General features: G+C 68.9%; 16 protein-coding genes and 1 pseudogene. 15 read left to right on the top strand and 2 right to left on the bottom strand.

Features of this window, described 5'->3' with window-relative positions:
- Positions 1-190 precede the first annotated feature (190 nt).
- Positions 191-667: a YaiI/YqxD family protein gene (locus tag ACO6VK_RS19035; protein WP_422509885.1), complete on the bottom strand. Its 477-nt coding sequence runs from the start codon at positions 665-667 to the stop codon at positions 191-193.
- 300 nt (positions 668-967) lie between these two features.
- On the opposite strand from ACO6VK_RS19035, the gene ACO6VK_RS19030 reads away from it, so the two are divergent.
- The 15 genes from ACO6VK_RS19030 (at position 968) to pcaC (ending at position 15,696) form a co-directional block, all read left to right on the top strand.
- Complete coding sequence (locus ACO6VK_RS19030; protein ID WP_017356920.1) at positions 968-1,177, top strand: cold-shock protein; 210 nt, start codon at positions 968-970, stop codon at positions 1,175-1,177.
- Positions 1,178-1,340: 163 nt separating this feature from the next.
- Positions 1,341-2,033, top strand: coding sequence for a glutathione S-transferase family protein (locus ACO6VK_RS19025; protein WP_422509882.1), 693 nt, complete (start codon positions 1,341-1,343; stop codon positions 2,031-2,033).
- Between the two features lie 37 nt (positions 2,034-2,070).
- The gene (locus ACO6VK_RS19020) at positions 2,071-3,636 is read left to right on the top strand and encodes a protein adenylyltransferase SelO (RefSeq protein ID WP_422509880.1); all 1,566 of its coding nucleotides are present in this window, start codon (positions 2,071-2,073) and stop codon (positions 3,634-3,636) included.
- A 299-nt stretch (positions 3,637-3,935) separates the two neighbouring features.
- Positions 3,936-5,447, top strand: a complete 1,512-nt coding sequence (locus ACO6VK_RS19015; protein WP_422509878.1) for a right-handed parallel beta-helix repeat-containing protein — start codon at positions 3,936-3,938, stop codon at positions 5,445-5,447.
- Positions 5,448-5,469: 22 nt separating this feature from the next.
- Positions 5,470-6,765: a carbohydrate porin gene (locus tag ACO6VK_RS19010; protein WP_422509876.1), complete on the top strand. Its 1,296-nt coding sequence runs from the start codon at positions 5,470-5,472 to the stop codon at positions 6,763-6,765.
- Entirely contained in the window at positions 6,765-7,616 is an 852-nt protein-coding gene (gene aroD, locus ACO6VK_RS19005; protein WP_422509874.1) for a type I 3-dehydroquinate dehydratase, read from the top strand. The genes ACO6VK_RS19010 and aroD overlap by 1 nt, the downstream gene beginning before the upstream one ends.
- A 46-nt stretch (positions 7,617-7,662) precedes the next feature.
- Positions 7,663-8,982 carry an MFS transporter gene (locus tag ACO6VK_RS19000; protein WP_422509872.1) on the top strand — a complete coding sequence of 440 codons (1,320 nt, stop codon included), beginning with the start codon at positions 7,663-7,665 and terminating at the stop codon, positions 8,980-8,982.
- Positions 8,983-9,132: 150 nt separating this feature from the next.
- Positions 9,133-9,822 carry a 3-oxoacid CoA-transferase subunit A gene (locus tag ACO6VK_RS18995; RefSeq protein WP_422509870.1) on the top strand — a complete coding sequence of 230 codons (690 nt, stop codon included), beginning with the start codon at positions 9,133-9,135 and terminating at the stop codon, positions 9,820-9,822.
- Positions 9,819-10,466, top strand: coding sequence for a 3-oxoacid CoA-transferase subunit B (locus ACO6VK_RS18990; RefSeq protein ID WP_422509868.1), 648 nt, complete (start codon positions 9,819-9,821; stop codon positions 10,464-10,466). The genes ACO6VK_RS18995 and ACO6VK_RS18990 overlap by 4 nt, the downstream gene beginning before the upstream one ends.
- Before the next feature lies 1 nt (position 10,467).
- The gene (gene pcaF, locus ACO6VK_RS18985) at positions 10,468-11,682 is read left to right on the top strand and encodes a 3-oxoadipyl-CoA thiolase (RefSeq protein ID WP_422509866.1); all 1,215 of its coding nucleotides are present in this window, start codon (positions 10,468-10,470) and stop codon (positions 11,680-11,682) included.
- Positions 11,683-11,787: 105 nt separating this feature from the next.
- Entirely contained in the window at positions 11,788-12,498 is a 711-nt protein-coding gene (gene pcaH / locus ACO6VK_RS18980) for a protocatechuate 3,4-dioxygenase subunit beta (RefSeq protein WP_422509864.1), read from the top strand.
- 4 nt (positions 12,499-12,502) lie between these two features.
- The gene (pcaG, locus tag ACO6VK_RS18975) at positions 12,503-13,066 is read left to right on the top strand and encodes a protocatechuate 3,4-dioxygenase subunit alpha (RefSeq protein WP_422509862.1); all 564 of its coding nucleotides are present in this window, start codon (positions 12,503-12,505) and stop codon (positions 13,064-13,066) included.
- Positions 13,067-13,130: 64 nt separating this feature from the next.
- Positions 13,131-14,474: a 3-carboxy-cis,cis-muconate cycloisomerase gene (locus ACO6VK_RS18970; protein ID WP_422509860.1), complete on the top strand. Its 1,344-nt coding sequence runs from the start codon at positions 13,131-13,133 to the stop codon at positions 14,472-14,474.
- 22 nt (positions 14,475-14,496) lie between these two features.
- A complete protein-coding gene (pcaD, locus tag ACO6VK_RS18965; protein WP_422509858.1) occupies positions 14,497-15,273 on the top strand; it encodes a 3-oxoadipate enol-lactonase in 777 nt (258 codons plus the stop codon).
- A 30-nt stretch (positions 15,274-15,303) separates the two neighbouring features.
- Positions 15,304-15,696 (top strand): 4-carboxymuconolactone decarboxylase, encoded by a 393-nt coding sequence (gene pcaC, locus ACO6VK_RS18960; RefSeq protein ID WP_422509856.1) that lies wholly within the window; start codon positions 15,304-15,306, stop codon positions 15,694-15,696.
- On the opposite strand, the pseudogene ACO6VK_RS18955 reads toward pcaC, so the two are convergent.
- Positions 15,693-16,058 (bottom strand): annotated as a pseudogene (locus ACO6VK_RS18955) (IclR family transcriptional regulator domain-containing protein); the annotation flags it as partial. The gene pcaC and the pseudogene ACO6VK_RS18955 sit on opposite strands and share 4 nt — an antisense overlap.
- Between the last annotated feature and the right edge of the window lie 48 nt (positions 16,059-16,106).

Raw genomic sequence — 16,106 nt, 5'->3', positions numbered from 1 at the left:
AGCCGGGCTCTGCCCGGCTATCGCGCGCAGCGCGGGCCTTCCGGTGGCCGCACGGAGGGCAGCCGGGCAGAGCCCGGCTCTACACGGCTATCGCGCGAAGCGCGGGCTTTACGGTCGCCGCACGGAGAGCAAGCCGGGCAGAGCCCGGCTCTACGGTGCAGCGCGGGCTTTGCGGTGCCGCCCGTCCGGGTCAGCTTCCTGAACGATGCGCCAGCCAGCGGTCCAGTTCTGCGGCGAAGCGCTGGCGATCGCGCGCGTCCAGCGGCGGCGGGCCGCCGGTCTGGATGCCGGCGCCGCGCAGTTCCTCCATGAAATTGCGCATGGACAGCCGCTCGGCCATGTTGTCGGGGGTGTACAGCTGTCCCCGCGGGTTCAGGGCCACGCCGCGCTTTTCCAGCACCAGCGCGGCGAGCGGGATGTCCTGGGTAACCACCAGGTCGCCGGCCGCCATCCGTTCAACGATCACGCTGTCGGCCACATCCAGCCCCGGCGGGACCTGGAGGGCGGTGATGTAGCGCGAGGGCGGGGTGCGCAGCCAATGGTTGGCCACCAGTGTCAGCGGGATGCTGACGCGTTCAGCCGCGCGGAAGAGGATCTCCTTGATCACGCCGGGACAGGCGTCGGCATCCACCCAGATGCGGAAAACGGCAGAACTTGAATCGGGCATTTGGCTGATCTTAAGGTAGGAAAAGTCTGAATAGGGAGTCAGATTTCGTGTAGAATTGGTCAATCCCTTGTCCTGTCAGGCGGGACGGGGGGATGGCTGAATAAAACAGCTATCGCTTTTTCGGTAAAACACGAGTATCGTCCCCCACACTGTGTTTGCTAGGGTCACCGTGAATCGTGGCCTGGTGCAGTTGATCTCACGATCTGCTCATCGATCCGCTTTACCAACGCCTGCAACTCAGTCTCGGCTCCGATATCCGGCGGCCGCGATTATTTCAACTTTTGTTTCAGGAGTTAGTACATGTCTGATCGTCAGCAGGGCACCGTGAAGTGGTTCAACGACGCCAAGGGCTTCGGCTTCATCACCCCGGAAAGCGGCCCGGACCTCTTCGTCCACTTCCGCGCCATCCAGGGCACCGGCTTCAAGTCGCTGCAGGAAGGCCAGAAGGTCACCTTCGTCGCCGTCCAGGGCCAGAAGGGTATGCAGGCTGACCAGGTGCAGGCGGTCTAATCGACCCCCCGCTACCGTATGGTCGCCATGAACGCCGGAAGCGAAAGCTTCCGGCGTTTTTTATTGTCTTTTCCACGGCGCGGTGCGCGTGGCAGCGCACGCTCGTGACGTCATCGCAGCATGCGCGCGGTTACGATGCGGGTTTGAACGCGCGGAACCATCGATGATCAAGGTGCACCATCTGGACCACTCGCGCTCGCTGCGCGTGCTGTGGATGCTTGAAGAGCTGGGCCTGCCGTACCAGGTGGTGACCTACCGGCGCGATCCGAAGACCTGGCTGGCGCCGCAGGCGCTGCGCGATGTCCATCCGCTGGGCAAATCGCCGGTGCTGCAGGACGACGCGCTGGTGCTGGCTGAATCCGGCGCGATCCTGGAGTACCTGGCCGACCGCTACGACAGCGCCCGCCAGCTGTCCCCCGAACTGCTGCCCGCACAGGCCCCCGAGCGGGTGCGCTATCGCTATTGGATGCACTACGCCGAAGGCTCGGCGATGCCGCCGCTGCTGCTCAGCCTGGTGTTCGCGCGGGTGCGCAAGGCACCGATGCCGTTCTTCGCCCGGCCGATCGCCCGTGGCATCGCCGACAAGGTTATGAAGAGCTTCGTTGGCCCGCAGCTGGCGCTGCACCTGGACTGGATGGAGCGCGAACTGGGCAACGCCCCGTGGTTTGCCGGCGAGCGCTTCACCGCCGCCGACATCCAGATGAGCTTCCCGATCCAGGCGGCCGCGTCGCGTGCGGGCAGCATGGAGGCGTACCCGAAGCTGCGCAGCTTCCTGCAGCGCATCGAGCAGCGTCCGGCGTACCAGCGTGCGGTGGAGCGCGGTGGCGCACTGGACCTCGGCGCCGGCGCCAGTTGAGCTTGCGGGGGTGTCCCGGTGCCCCCATCTGCTTGTCATGAGCACTGAACCGCTGCGTTTCGACAACCGTTTCATCCGTGATCTGCCCGGCGACGAGGAGAGCGGCCCGCGCGTGCGCGAGGTACGCGGTGCGGCGTGGTCGTCGGTGCTGCCGACGCCGGTGGCGGCCCCGCGCCTGCTGGCGTACGCGGATGACGTCGCCGCGCTGCTGGGCATCGGCCCGGACCTGCTGGACAGCGCGGACTTCCCGCGCGTGTTCGGCGGCAACGCGCTGTATGCCGGCATGCAGCCGTGGGCGGCCAACTACGGCGGCCATCAGTTCGGGCACTGGGCCGGCCAGCTCGGCGACGGCCGCGCCATCTCGCTGGGCGAACTGATCGCGCCCGACGGCGCGCGTTGGGAGCTGCAGCTCAAGGGCGCCGGGCGCACCCCGTATTCGCGCGGTGCCGATGGACGCGCGGTGCTGCGATCGTCCATCCGCGAATTCCTGTGCAGCGAAGCAATGCACCATCTGGGCGTGCCGACCACGCGCGCACTGAGCCTGGTGGGCACCGGCGACGCCGTGGTGCGCGACATGTTCTATGACGGCCATCCGGCTCCCGAGCCGGGCGCGATCGTCTGCCGGGTGGCGCCCTCGTTCATCCGTTTCGGCACATTCGAGCTGCCCGCCTCGCGCGGGGACACCACGTTGCTGCGGCAGTTGGCCGATACGTGCATCGCCCGTGATTTCCCGGCGCTGGCCGATGCCGGCGCGGCGCGTTACGCGATGTGGTTCGCGCAGGTCTGCGAGCGCACCGCGACGATGGTGGCGCACTGGATGCGCGTGGGCTTCGTGCACGGGGTGATGAACACCGACAACATGTCCATCCTGGGGCTGACCATAGACTACGGCCCGTACGGCTGGGTGGATGACTACGATCCCGACTGGACCCCCAACACCACCGACGCACAGGGCCGGCGTTACCGCTTCGGCACCCAGCCGCAGGTGGCGTACTGGAACCTGACCCGCCTGGCGCAGGCGCTGTCGCCGCTGTTCGACGACGTCGCACCATTGCATGCAGGGCTGGCGCGTTTCCGGGACGTGCATGCGCAGTGCGAGCGCGACGACATCGCCGCCAAATTCGGTCTGGACCAGTGCCGCGACGACGACGTGGCGATGATGGCCGCGTGGCTGCAGATCCTGCAGGACGGCGAGATGGACATGACGCTGGCATTCCGCGGGCTGATCCCGCTGAACCCGCAGGCGCCGTCGGTGGACGTGCTGGAGGACGCGTTCTACAGCGCCGAACGCCGCACGGCGGTGCTTCCGGCGCTGCAGGCATGGCTGCAGCAGTACGCCGCGCGGCTGCGCGCCGACCCGCTGGGCAGCGCAGCGCGCGAGCAGGTGATGTCGCGCGCCAACCCGCTCTATGTGCTGCGCAACTGGCTGGCGCAGGAGGCGATCGAGCAGGCCGGGCAGGGCGACCTCAGTGGCGTGCACACGCTGCTGGAGGTGCTGCGGCATCCGTACGACGCCCAGCCGGGGCGCGCGCACTACGCGGGCAAGCGCCCGGAGTGGGCGCGCGACAAGGCGGGCTGCTCGATGTTGTCCTGCAGTTCCTGAGCAGCCCCTTCGCGCCCAGCGCGCCCTTTTGCACGCCTCCCCCACGGTCCGCCATGCAGGCCGTGGGTATTGGCGTGAGCGTGGACGCACAGGGGCTACGACAAAGGTCGTAGCCGAAAAGTTCGATAATCGCACGCGCAGTCGATAAACGCACTTGAATGGTGCAGTGCGATAAATCTACTTTCATTCCCGTTCCATGCGATCCACCTCTGGCGGGCGAGGGCAGTGCCGAAACGGCACTGAAGCCAGGTACAGGGGAGAGACCGCCGGAGTCCCTTCCCCCTGCGCGGAGTGTTCGCATGCGCTGCTGTCTGTCCGTTGTTTCCCTGTCCCTGCTGGCCGCGCTCCCGTCGCTGGCCTTGGCCTATCAGGCCGAGCCTGCCCCCGAGCTGCCGCAGGTGCTGCGCGTGGACCGCTATGCCGACGATGCCGATGCCGGTTCGTTGCGGTGGGCGATCACCACCGCCAACCAGGCGCCCGGTCGCTACCGCATCGAGATCGCCGCCGTGGGCAGCGCGCCTTACGTGATCCGCCCGGCATCGCCGTTGCCCGAGATCGTCGGGCCGGTGCAGATCGTCGGCGCACCGTGGGCCAGTGAGGGTCGCCATGTCGCCATCGACGGGTCCGGCTACGTCACTGGCACGGGGACAGACGCGTGTCCCGGCGCCGAACCCGGGCAATCGGGAACCAACGTGCGCACCACCACGCTGCCTGGCCTGGTCCTGCGCGACACCCGGGGTGTGGAGCTGTCCGGGCTGGAGATCCGCAACTTCTGCATTGGCGTGCTGATCAACCGCAGCAGCCACAGCGATATCCACGACAACCGCATCGTGGCCAACAAGGGCGGCGCCGGCATCATGCTGACCGGCGACGACGGCAAGGGCCAGTCCACGGCCACCACCACGGTGCACAACCGGATCGTGCGCAACCAGTTCATCGACAACGGCGATGGCCTGGAGTTGACCCGTGGCGCGGCCTGGAACCTGGTGGCCGACAATCTGTTCCAGTCCACCGCCGCCAACCCGGAACCGTCGCAGGGCATCGAGATCCTGTGGGGCAATGACAACACGGTGGTGCGCAACCGCTTTGTCGACTATTCCGATGGCCTGCAGATCAACTGGGGCAACCGCAACTACATCGCGGCCAACACCTTCACCGGCAATTCGATCGGGGTGAGCATCACCGGCAGCGGCAATGTGGTCGATGGCAACACGATTGCCGGCAATGGCATCGGCATCGCGGTGCGTCCGCAGCCGGTGAGCGCGCCGAACCGCTTCAGCGGCAACCAGCTCGCCGGCAACGGCCTGCCGATCGAACGCTGCGAGGCCGGCGGCGCCTGTGCCCCGGGCCAGACACGCGGGGCCATCGTCTTCGGCGTGCCTGGCCTGGAGCACGCCGCCTATGTCGGTTCGCGCGGTCGCGGCGTGGACGCGGACCCGGCGCGACGCGCGCGGATCTGCAGCGCGGCCGGTCAGGCCGACTGCCAGCCCGCGCCCAACCTCGGGCAGGCCGCGCCGGTCCTGCAGACGGTGCGGGGCAAGGGCGCGTCGCGCACGGTGCAGGGCGTGTTCCAGGGGCCGCCCGGCCAGCGTTTCCAGGTGGAGGTGTTCGGCAACCGGCGTGTTGCCGGGGCCGAAGCCGAACGCCTGCTCGGCACCACGGACGCGCTCACCGACGCACACGGGCAGGGTCATTTCACGCTGGTGCTGCCATCCGCCGGCGACGCTGCCGGCCTGGCCGCACTCACCGCCACGGTGACATCGGCGCAGGGCGCCACCTCACCGCTCAGCGCGCCGTTGCCGCTGCGCTGATTCCCTTACCCGAGAGATGCACATGGCCGTCCTGATCCGAACCTCCCTGTCCGTGCTGGTCGCCGGCACGCTCCTGTATCCCGCACTCGCCTCCGCCGAGTCGGTCAACCGCTACGACGGCGCCACGCTGACCGGCGACTGGGGCGGCGCGCGCAGCGACCTGGACGCGCGCGGCATCCGGTTCCGTGGCGATTACGTGGGCGAGGCGATGGGCGTGGTCGACGGCGGCTACGGCCGGACCGGTGCGCGCTACGCCCAGCAGGTCCGGGTGGGCATGGACCTGGACATGGGCCGGCTGGCCGGTTGGGACGGTGGCGCGTTCCACGTCACCCTCAACGACCGCCGCGGCAACAGCACCTCGGTCGATCTGGTCGGCAACCGCTTCCCGATCCAGGAGGCCTACGGCGGTCAGTACACCCGGCTCACCGAACTGAGCTACGACCAGACCTTCAATGCCGGCCAGTCGTACGTCAAGCTGGGCTATTACGCGATGGGCAACCAGTTCGGGCTGCACAGCCTGCTGACCCATTTCGTCAATGCCGCGTTCTGCGCGCATCCGCTGGCGATGTCGGGCAACAGCGGCTGGTACAACTATCCGGTGGCGCGCTGGGGCGGTGAAGTGGCCCAGCAGGTCAGCCCGGCGCTCAATGTGCGCACCGGCTGGTTCCAGGTGAACCCGGCCCTGGGCGGCAACATAGAACGCAATGCGTTCCGTCCGTTCGCGTCGGGCACCACCGGCTCGCTGATTCCGCTGGAAGTGACCTGGACACCGGACCAGGGCGGCAGCCACCCGGGCGTGTACAAGGTCGGCGCGTACTACGACACCTCGCGCGTCAACCAGCGCGGGCTGGACACCTCGCCGACGACGGGCCGCCACGGTGCCTACGTGCTGGTCGAGCAGCGCCTGACCCGCGAGGCCGGCGATCCGCAGCGCGGGCTGACCGGCTTCGCCCAGTACATGGTGTCCGACCGCGATACCGCACAGATCCAGCGTTGGTACGCACTGGGTGGCGTGTACCAGGGCATCGGCTCGCGCGCGCAGGACAGCGTCGCGCTGGGCTACGTCGGCGCGGACATCAACCAGCGCCTGGTGGACGCACGTCGTGCCGATCTGGCCGGCATGGGGGTGCCGGGCGATTCGCCGCTGTACCAGCTCAGTCAGGCCGAAGAGCTGTTCGAGCTGTCCTACAGCATCCAGGTCAAACCGTGGCTGATGATCCGCCCGGACGTGCAGTACATCGTCAATCCCGGCACGTTCGCGTACAACCGCACCGACAACGCCTGGGCGATGGGCGTGCAGGCAAAGGTGACCTTCTGATGCGCACGCTCGTTTCCAGTCTGCTTGCCGCCATGCTCCTGGTCCCGGCCGTTGCCGCCCATGCCGCGCCGCCGCCGGTGACGCCGTTGCAGGTGGGCACCGTGCGCATCGGCGAGGGCATGCCACGCACCATCGTGCCGATCACCGGCGCCACCGCCGACCAGGCGCTGCAGCAGGCGGCTGCGATCGCCGCCAGCACCTCCACCGATCTGGCCGAGTGGCGCATCGACTATCTGGACATCGCGACCGACGCCCCGGCGCTGGTCGCGCTGGGCAAGCGCATCGCGCGCGTGCTGGACGGCAAGCCGATGATCGTGACCTTCCGTACCCAGGCCGAAGGCGGCAGCAGGCCGATCCGTGACGTCGACTATGCCGCGCTCAATGCCGCGCTGCTGCGCGGGGGCTTCGCGCAGATGATCGATGTGGAGATGTTCCGCGACCCGGCAGTGGTCAGCGCGCTGGTCGCGCAGGCGCACCAGGCCGGGGTCAAGGTAGTGATGTCCAGCCACGACTTCCAGGCTACGCCGCCGCGCGAGGAGATCGTGGCGCGGCTGCTGCGCCAGGAAGTATTGGGCGCGGACGTATTGAAGATCGCGGTGATGCCGCACGACGCCGGCGATGTCCTGGCGCTGCTCGATGCGACCTGGCAGGTGCGCCAGCGCAGCAGCAGGCCACTGCTGACCATGTCGATGGGCGGTACCGGCGTGGTCTCGCGGCTGGCCGGAGAGACCTTCGGCCAGGCGCTCACCTTCGGCATGATCGGCACGCCTTCGGCGCCCGGCCAGGTCGAGGTCGAACGCCTGCAGTCTGTGCTCCAGGTCATCCACGCTTCCGGGCAGGCGGGCCGTTGAAACGCCCCCGCCGGATCTGCTCCGCCCTTGTTCGCAGGACCTCCGCATGAGCCATGCCGCCGCCTCTCCCTCACCGCTCGTGCTCGAGCGGATGAGCCGCTTCCAATGGACAGCGATCGCCATCTGCGTGCTGCTGAACATGCTCGATGGTTTCGACGTGATGGTGATGGCCTTCACCGCACCGCACGTCTCGGCCGACTGGTCGCTGTCGGGCAGTGTGCTGGGCGTGATGCTCAGTGCCGGTCTGGTCGGCATGGCGCTGGGCTCGTTCCTGCTCGCGCCACTGGCCGATCGCTGGGGCCGGCGGCCGATGATCCTGTGCTGCCTGGTGATCCTTACCGTGGGCATGGCGCTGTCGGCACTGGCGGCCAATGCCTGGCAGCTGGGGGCGTTGCGTGTGTTCACCGGCATCGGCATCGGCGGCATGCTGGCCGGCGTAGGCGTGATCACCGCCGAGTACGCCAATCCGAAATGGCGCAGCACCGCCGTGGCGCTGCAGGCAACCGGCTATCCCATCGGCGCCACGCTGGGCGGCGTGCTGGCCGCCTGGATGCTTGAGCATTTCAGTTGGCACAGCGTGTTCCTGATCGGCGCCGGCGCGTCGCTGCTGTGCATTCCCCTGGTGCTCAAGTGCCTGCCCGAATCGCTGGACTTCCTGGTGGCCAAGCGGCCTGCGAACGCGCTGCCGCGGCTCAATGCACTGCTGATGCGGATGCACATGCCGCCCTTGGCGGCGTTGCCGCCGACGCCGGTACGCGCCGATGGGCGCAAGGGCTATGCAGCGCTGTTCGTCGGCGATCTGCGCCGGGTGGCGGTGCTGATCGCACTGGCCTTCTTCCTGCACATGTTCGCGTTCTACTTCGTGCTGAGCTGGACCCCCAAGCTGCTGGTCTCGGCGGGCGTTTCGGCACAGCAGGGCATCACCGGCGGCGTGCTGCTCAACCTCGGGGGCATCGTCGGGGGCAGCCTGTTCGGCTGGCTGGCCTCGCGCTGGGCGCTGTCGCGTCTGACCGCCGCCAGCCTGGTGCTGGCGATGCTCGGCATGCTGGCCTTCGCCGGCTTCAACACCGACCTCGGCATCGCCTTCCCGGTGGCGTTTGTGATCGGCGCGGCGCTGTTCGCGGCGATGGCCGGACTGTATGCCGCCGCACCGGTGGTGTTTGCCGCCGACGTACGCACCACCGGCCTCGGCTGGGCGATCGGCATCGGTCGCGTCGGCGCGATCCTGTCGCCGCTGAGCGTGGGCCTGCTGGTGGACGCCGGATGGTCGCCCACCGCGCTGTACGTGCTGTGTGCGCTGCCGTTGGCACTGGCTGCGTGGGCATGCCTGGGGCTGCGCGTCGGCGTCGGGCAGACGCGGACCTGAGCGGCGCAGGAGATACGACCGTATGTGCGATTATCGAATGCAATATCCGAATATCGGATTGACCGCGCCGGCGGCGCTGACCAACATGGTTGCGTCCAGTTTCTTCCCGCACGTGGCAGCGCCCCGCAGGGCGCGTCGAGGAGCAATGCAGTGATCGACAAGACCGTGGCCAGCGCAGATGCAGCGGTGGCCGACATCCACGACGGGGCAACGGTGATGATCGGCGGGTTCGGTACCGCCGGCATGCCCGACGCCCTGATCGATGCCCTGATCGCGCAGGGCGCGCGCGGGCTGACCATCATCAACAACAACGCCGGCAACGGCGACACCGGGCTGGCCGCGTTGATCCGGCACAAGCGGGTGCGCCGCGTCGTCTGCTCATTTCCGCGCCAGGCCGACTCGCAGCACTTCGATGCCGCCTACCGCGCCGGTGAGATCGAGCTGGAGCTGGTGCCGCAGGGCAATCTCGCCGCCCGCATCCACGCCGCCGGTGCCGGGTTGGGCGCGATCTTCATCCCGACCGGCTACGGCACCGAACTGGCCCAGGGCAAGGAAACGCGCGAGATCGATGGCCGTCACTATGTGCTGGAATACCCGCTGCATGCGGACTTCGCGCTGATCAAGGCCGACCGCGGCGACCGCTGGGGCAACCTGGTGTACCGCAAAACGGCACGCAACTTTGGCCCGCTGATGGCGATGGCGGCCCGCTGCGCGATCGCGCAGGTGGGAGAGGTGGTACCGCTGGGCGCGCTCGACCCCGAAGCGGTGGTGACGCCGGGCATTTTCGTGCAGCGCGTGGTCGCCCTCGGTGATGGCCGCGTCGAAGGAGGCCACGCATGAACCGTCTGAGCCGCGAACAGCTGGCCGCGCGCGTGGCGCGCGACATTCCCGAAGGCGCCTACGTCAACCTCGGCATCGGGCTGCCGACGACGGTGGCCAATTTCCTGCCGCCCGACAAGGAGATCTTCCTCCAGTCGGAGAACGGCCTGCTCGGCATGGGCCCCGCACCGGCCCCGGGGCACGAGGATCCAGACCTGATCAATGCCGGCAAGCAGCCGGTCACGCTGCTGACCGGTGGCTGCTATTTCCACCACGCCGATTCGTTCGCGATGATGCGCGGCGGCCATCTGGACATCTGCGTGCTGGGTGCGTTCCAGGTGTCCGCGCACGGTGACCTGGCCAACTGGAGCACCGGTGCAGCCGATGCGATTCCGGCGGTGGGGGGGGCGATGGACCTGGCGATCGGCGCCAAGCAGGTCTTCGTGATGATGGACCTGCTGACCCGTCAGGGTCAGAGCAAGCTGGTGGCCGAGTGCACCTATCCGCTGACCGGGCTGCGCTGCGTATCGCGTGTCTACACCGACGTGGCGGTATTCGAGCTGGGCGGGGAGGGCGCGCGTGTCCTGGAGATGGTCGACGGGATCGATCTGGACGGGGTACGCGCGTTGACCGGCCTGCCTCTGCAGATGGTCCACGGAGACTGACATGACCCTGCACGACACCTACATCATCGATGGCATCCGCACGCCGATCGGCCGCTACGGCGGCGCATTGGCGGGCATCCGCGCGGACGATCTCGGTGCGCTTCCGTTGAAGGCGCTGCTGGCGCGCCATCCGGGACTGGACCCGGCGCTGATCGAAGACGTCTACCTCGGCTGCGCCAACCAGGCCGGTGAAGACAACCGCAACGTGGCCCGCATGAGTCTGCTGCTGGCCGGACTGCCGGTCGGCGTGCCAGGCAGCACGATCAACCGGCTGTGCGGCTCCGGCCTCGATGCGATCGGCACCGTCGCCCGCGGCATCGCTGCTGGCGAGCTGGGCCTGGCGATTGCTGGTGGCGTCGAGTCGATGTCGCGTGCGCCCTATGTGATGGGCAAAGCCGCGACGCCATTCGCACGCGATCAGGTGCTGGAAGACACCACGATGGGCTGGCGCTTCATCAACCCGCGGCTGCGCGAGCTGCACGGCGTGGAGACGATGGGACAGACCGCCGAGAACGTGGCCGAGCGCTACGGGATCTCCCGCCAGGACCAGGATGCCTTCGCGCTGCGCAGCCAACAGCGCACTGCTGCTGCCCGGCAGCGTGGCTTCTTCGACGGGGAGATCGTGGCGGTGGATGCGCCGGGCCGCAAGCGCGGTGAACGCGTGCGCGTGGAGAGCGATGAACACCCCCGCGCGGACACCACGCTGGAGGCGCTGGCCAGGCTCTCCCCACTGTTCCGCCAGCCGGGTACGGTGACGGCCGGCAATGCATCGGGCATCAACGACGGCGCCGCCGCGCTGCTGCTGGCGTCCGGCGCACAGGTCCGGGCCCTGGGGCTGACGCCGCGGGCGCGCATCCTGGGGTTTGCCAGCGCCGGCGTCGAACCGGCCGTGATGGGCATGGGCCCGGTGCCGGCCAGCCAGCGCCTGATGGCGCGGCTCGGCCTGGGCATCGGCGATTTCGATGCGATCGAACTCAACGAGGCCTTCGCCTCGCAGGGCCTGGCGTGCCTGCGCGCGCTCGGCCTGGCGGACGATGCCGCGCACGTCAACGCCAACGGCGGCGCGATCGCCCTGGGGCACCCGCTGGGCATGAGCGGCGCACGGCTCGTGCTTACCCTGCTGCGCCAGCTCGAAGCCGGCGGCGGGCAACGCGGTCTGGCCACCATGTGCATCGGCGTCGGTCAGGGCGTCGCATTGGCCATCGAGCGCGTATGACGCGCGATTGTTCCTGTTGTTTCACGGCCGCTGCCACGCCCGCGTGGCAGCGTGCCGGTGCCTGTCAGCCGCGGCCCACGGGCCGTCCGCCACTTGGAGTACGCCATGAGCGATCCCACTGACCTGCGCGGTTACCGCAGGCCCTATCCCGGTACCCAGCCGGACCGCATCCACCTGCCGTATGCGTCCACGCGCCTGCGCGGACCGGGACGCGACCCGATCCGCATCCCCGCGACCTTGTCCGAAGTGACCGGCCCGACCCTGGACCGCATCACCCTCGGCCCGCATGCGGCCGATCTCACGGCTGGCTTCCCGGGCCAGCCACTGGGCGAACGCATCATCGTCAGCGGCCGCGTGCTCGACGAGAACGGCCGGCCCGTGCGCAACAGCGTGGTCGAAGTGTGGCAGTGCAACGCCGCCGGCCGTTATCTGCACAAGGGCGACCAGCACGACGCGCCGCTGGACCCGAACTTCACCGGCACCGGCCAGGTGCTCACCGACGCGCACGGGCGCTATCGCTTCACCACCATCAAGCCCGGTGCCTACCCGTGGCGCAACCACTTCAATGCCTGGCGCCCGGCGCATATCCACTTTTCGCTGCATGGCGACGGCATCGGCCAGCGCCTGGTCACCCAGATGTACTTTCCCGGCGACCCGTTGCTGGCGTACGACCCGATCTACAACTGCGTGGACGACCCCAAGGCGCGTGCGCGGATGGTCTCGTCGTTCGATTGGGAGAACACCGCCAATGAATTCGCGCTGGGCTACCGTTTCGACATCGTGTTGCGCGGTCGCCAGATGACCGTGTGGGAGTAAGCAGATGAGTTTCCAATCCACTCCGTGGCAGACCGTGGGCCCGTACTACCGGCTGGGCCTGGAACCGTTGTATCGCACCGCGATTGCCGGCGACGGCGCGGTGGGCGAGCGCGTGCAGGTGCAGGGCCAGGTGTTCGATGGCGTCGGCGTGCCGGTCTCCGATGCGGTGCTCGAGATCTGGCAGGCCGATGCGCAGGGCATCTATGCGCATCACGAAGACCCCCGCGCGGGCGACCACGATCCTGCGTTCACCGGCTGGGGCCGGGTGCCGACCGACGACCAGGGCCGCTTCGCCTTCAGCACCATCAAGCCCGGCCGGGTGCCCGGCCCGCGCGGCGAGCCGCAGGCGCCGCACCTGATGGTGCTGGTATTCATGCGAGGCCTGTTGCGGGCCGCGAGCGCCCGCCTGTACTTCAGCGATGAAGCGGCCAACGCCGACGATCCGATTCTGGCGCTGGTGCCGGCAGACCGCCGGGCCACGCTGGTGGCGCAGGCGCAGGGCACTGGCCAGTACCACTGGGACGTGCGCATGCAGGGCGACCAGGAAACCGTGTTCTTCGACTACTGAGGCCTGCACGCCCGCCGCCGTGGGGCGCGGGTAAGCTGGTCTTCTTCTGGATGGATGCTGATCGATGCATGATTCCCACACGCTGCTGGGCCACCTGTTCGGCACGCCCGAGGTTGACGCTGCGTTCGGCGATACCGCGCGCGTGCAGGCGATGCTCGATGTCGAAGCGGCGCTGGCGCGCGCGCAGGTGCGCTGTGCGGTGATTCCCGCAACGGCGCTCGCGCCGATCGAGGCGGCCTGCCAGGCCGACCTGTACCCGCTGGGCGCGCTCGGCCAGGCCACGGCCCTGGCCGGCAACCCTGCCATTCCACTGGTCAAGGCACTCACCGCCGAGGTGCGGCGGCGCGATGCCGATGCTGCGCGGTGGGTGCACTGGGGCGCGACCAGCCAGGACATCATCGACACCGGCACGGTGCTGCAGGTGCGCGCCGCGCTTGCGCACGTGCAGGCCGACCTGCAGCGGCTGTGCACGGCGCTGGCCGCGCTGGCCCATGCCGAGCGCGACACCGGCCTGCCCGGGCGCACGCTGCTGCAGCAGGCGGTGCCGGTCACCTTCGGGCTGAAGGCGGCCGGCTGGCTCGATGCGGTACAGCGCAGCCAGCAGCGGTTGCAGGCCCTGCACGCCGACACACTGGTGCTGCAGTTCGGCGGTGCCGCCGGCACGCTGGCCTCGCTGCAGTCGCGCGGGCTGGAGGTGGCGCGCGCGCTCGGCGAGGAACTGGGCCTGCCGGTACCGGCGTTGCCCTGGCATGCCGCGCGCGACCGCATCGCCGAGCTGGGCAGTGTCTTCGCCCTGTTGACCGGCACGCTTGGCAAGATCGCCACCGACATCGTGCTGCTCATGCAGTCCGAGGTGGCCGAGGCGTTCGAGCCCGCGGGCGAGGGCAAGGGCGGGTCATCGGCGATGCCGCACAAGCGCAACCCGGTCGGCTGCGTGGCTGCCATCGCTGCCGCCACGCGCGTGCCGGGCCTGCTGTCCACCCTGTTTGCGGCCATGCCGCAGCCGCATGAGCGTGCTGCAGGGCAATGGCATGCGGAGTGGGATACCGTGCCGGAGATCATCCGCCTCTGCGCGGGCAGCCTGGCGCAGGTGACGACGGTGGTGCTGGGCCTGCAACTGGACCGCGAACGCATGCGCGCGCATCTGGACAGCCACGGTGGGCTGCTCTACGCCGAGGCCGTGACGGTGACCCTGGCCGAAACGCTGGGCAAATCCACGGCGCATGCACTGGTCGAGCAGGCGGCCCGCCGCGCGCTGGCCGAGGCGCGGCATCTGCGCGACGTGCTGGAGGCCATGCCCGAGGTGACTGCCCATCTATCCCCCGCACAACTGGATGCCCTGTTCGCGCCCGACAGCTGGCGCGGAATGGCCGATACCTGGATCGACCGCGTGCTGGCGCGCGGCTGATCGCCCCTTTCCGGAGCATTGCATGCCTTTTCTTGACCTGCCCGGCCATCGCCTGCATTACCGCATCGACGGGCAGGCGGATGCGCCCTGGCTGACCTTCTGCAACTCGCTCGGCACCGACCTGCACATGTGGGATCCGCAGGTGGCGGCGTTGTCGGCACAGTTCCGCATCCTGCGCTACGACCGCCGTGGCCACGGGCAGTCCAGCACGCCGCCGGGGCCTTACCGCATGGATGACCTTGGTGCGGACGTGCTGGCGCTGTGGGATGCGCTGGGAGTGACCGCGAGCCACTTCTGCGGGCTCTCGATCGGCGGGCTGACCGGCCAATGGCTGGGCGTGCATGCCGGTCAACGGCTGCACAGCCTTACGGTGGCAGCCACGGCCGCGAAGATCGGCACGGCGGAAAGCTGGCAGGCGCGCATCGCGCAGGTGGAACAGGCTGGCCTGGCACCGCTGCGCGAGGGCACCGCGGAGCGCTGGTTCACGCCGGACTTCGCGCGTGACCATGCCGCTACCGTGGAGGACGTCCTGCAGCGCTTCGTCGGCACTTCCGTGGCCGGTTACATCGGGTGCTGCCAGGCGGTGGCCAGCGCGGACTTCCGCGATCAGCTCGCGCGTATCCGCGTGCCCACGCTGGCCATCGCCGGCAGCGACGACCCGGTCTGCCCGCCGGCCGACCTGCAGATGATCGCCGAGCATGTGGCCAGCGGGCAGTACCGCGCGGTCGCCGGCCGCCACCTGTGCAACCTGGAAGCGCCGGCGGCGTTCACCGCAGCGCTGGCGGCGCACGCACGCTAGTCCCATTCCCTCTCATTCAAGGCACGCACAATGGACGAACAGGAACGCTACAACGCCGGGCTGGCAGTACGCCGCGCGGTGCTCGGCGAGGCGCATGTAGAACGCTCGCTGCAGGCACGCACCGACTTCACCGAGGAGTTCCAGGCGTTCATCACGCGTACCGCGTGGGGCACGGTCTGGACCCGCGATGGCCTGCCGCGTCACACGCGCTCGCTGCTGACCATCGTGATGATGGTGGCATTGGGGCATGACGAAGAGTTCAAGCTGCACATCCGTGCGGCACGCAACAATGGCGTGACGCCCGACGAGATCAAGGAAGCGCTGCTGCAGGCGGCCATCTACTGCGGGGTGCCGGCAGCCAACCACGCATTCGCGCTGGCCGGGCCGATCCTGCAGGAACAGGCCGATGAGCGGCAGGATTAAGCCAGCAGCGTGCCCAGCCGCTGCGCGGCCTCGCGCAGGCGCGGCAGCAGCTGCGACTGCATCGCGCCGAGGCTGATGCGACCGGCCTGCGTGCCGATGTTGAGCGCCCCGACCACCTCGCCGCCGCGCGCGTGCACGGGCACGGCGATCGAGCGCAGCCCGATCTCCAGCTCCTGGTCGACCAGCGCGACGCCATCGCGGCGCACGCGGTCGAGCGTGTCCAGGAAATCCTCCATGCGGGTCACGGTGCGTTCGGTGCGCGGCCGCAGCGGATTGCGCTCCAGATAGCTTTCCAGCGTGTCGCGGGGCAGTGCGGCCAGCAGCACACGCCCCATCGACGTGCAGTAGGGCGGGAAGCGGGTGTCGGAGGGAGAGAAAAGCGAAACGGTTCACACAATTTTTGCACGCGC

Source organism: Stenotrophomonas sp. GZD-301, from assembly GCF_049310345.1.
Classification (GTDB): domain Bacteria; phylum Pseudomonadota; class Gammaproteobacteria; order Xanthomonadales; family Xanthomonadaceae; genus Stenotrophomonas.
This window is presented reverse-complemented; position numbering and strand designations above follow the sequence as displayed.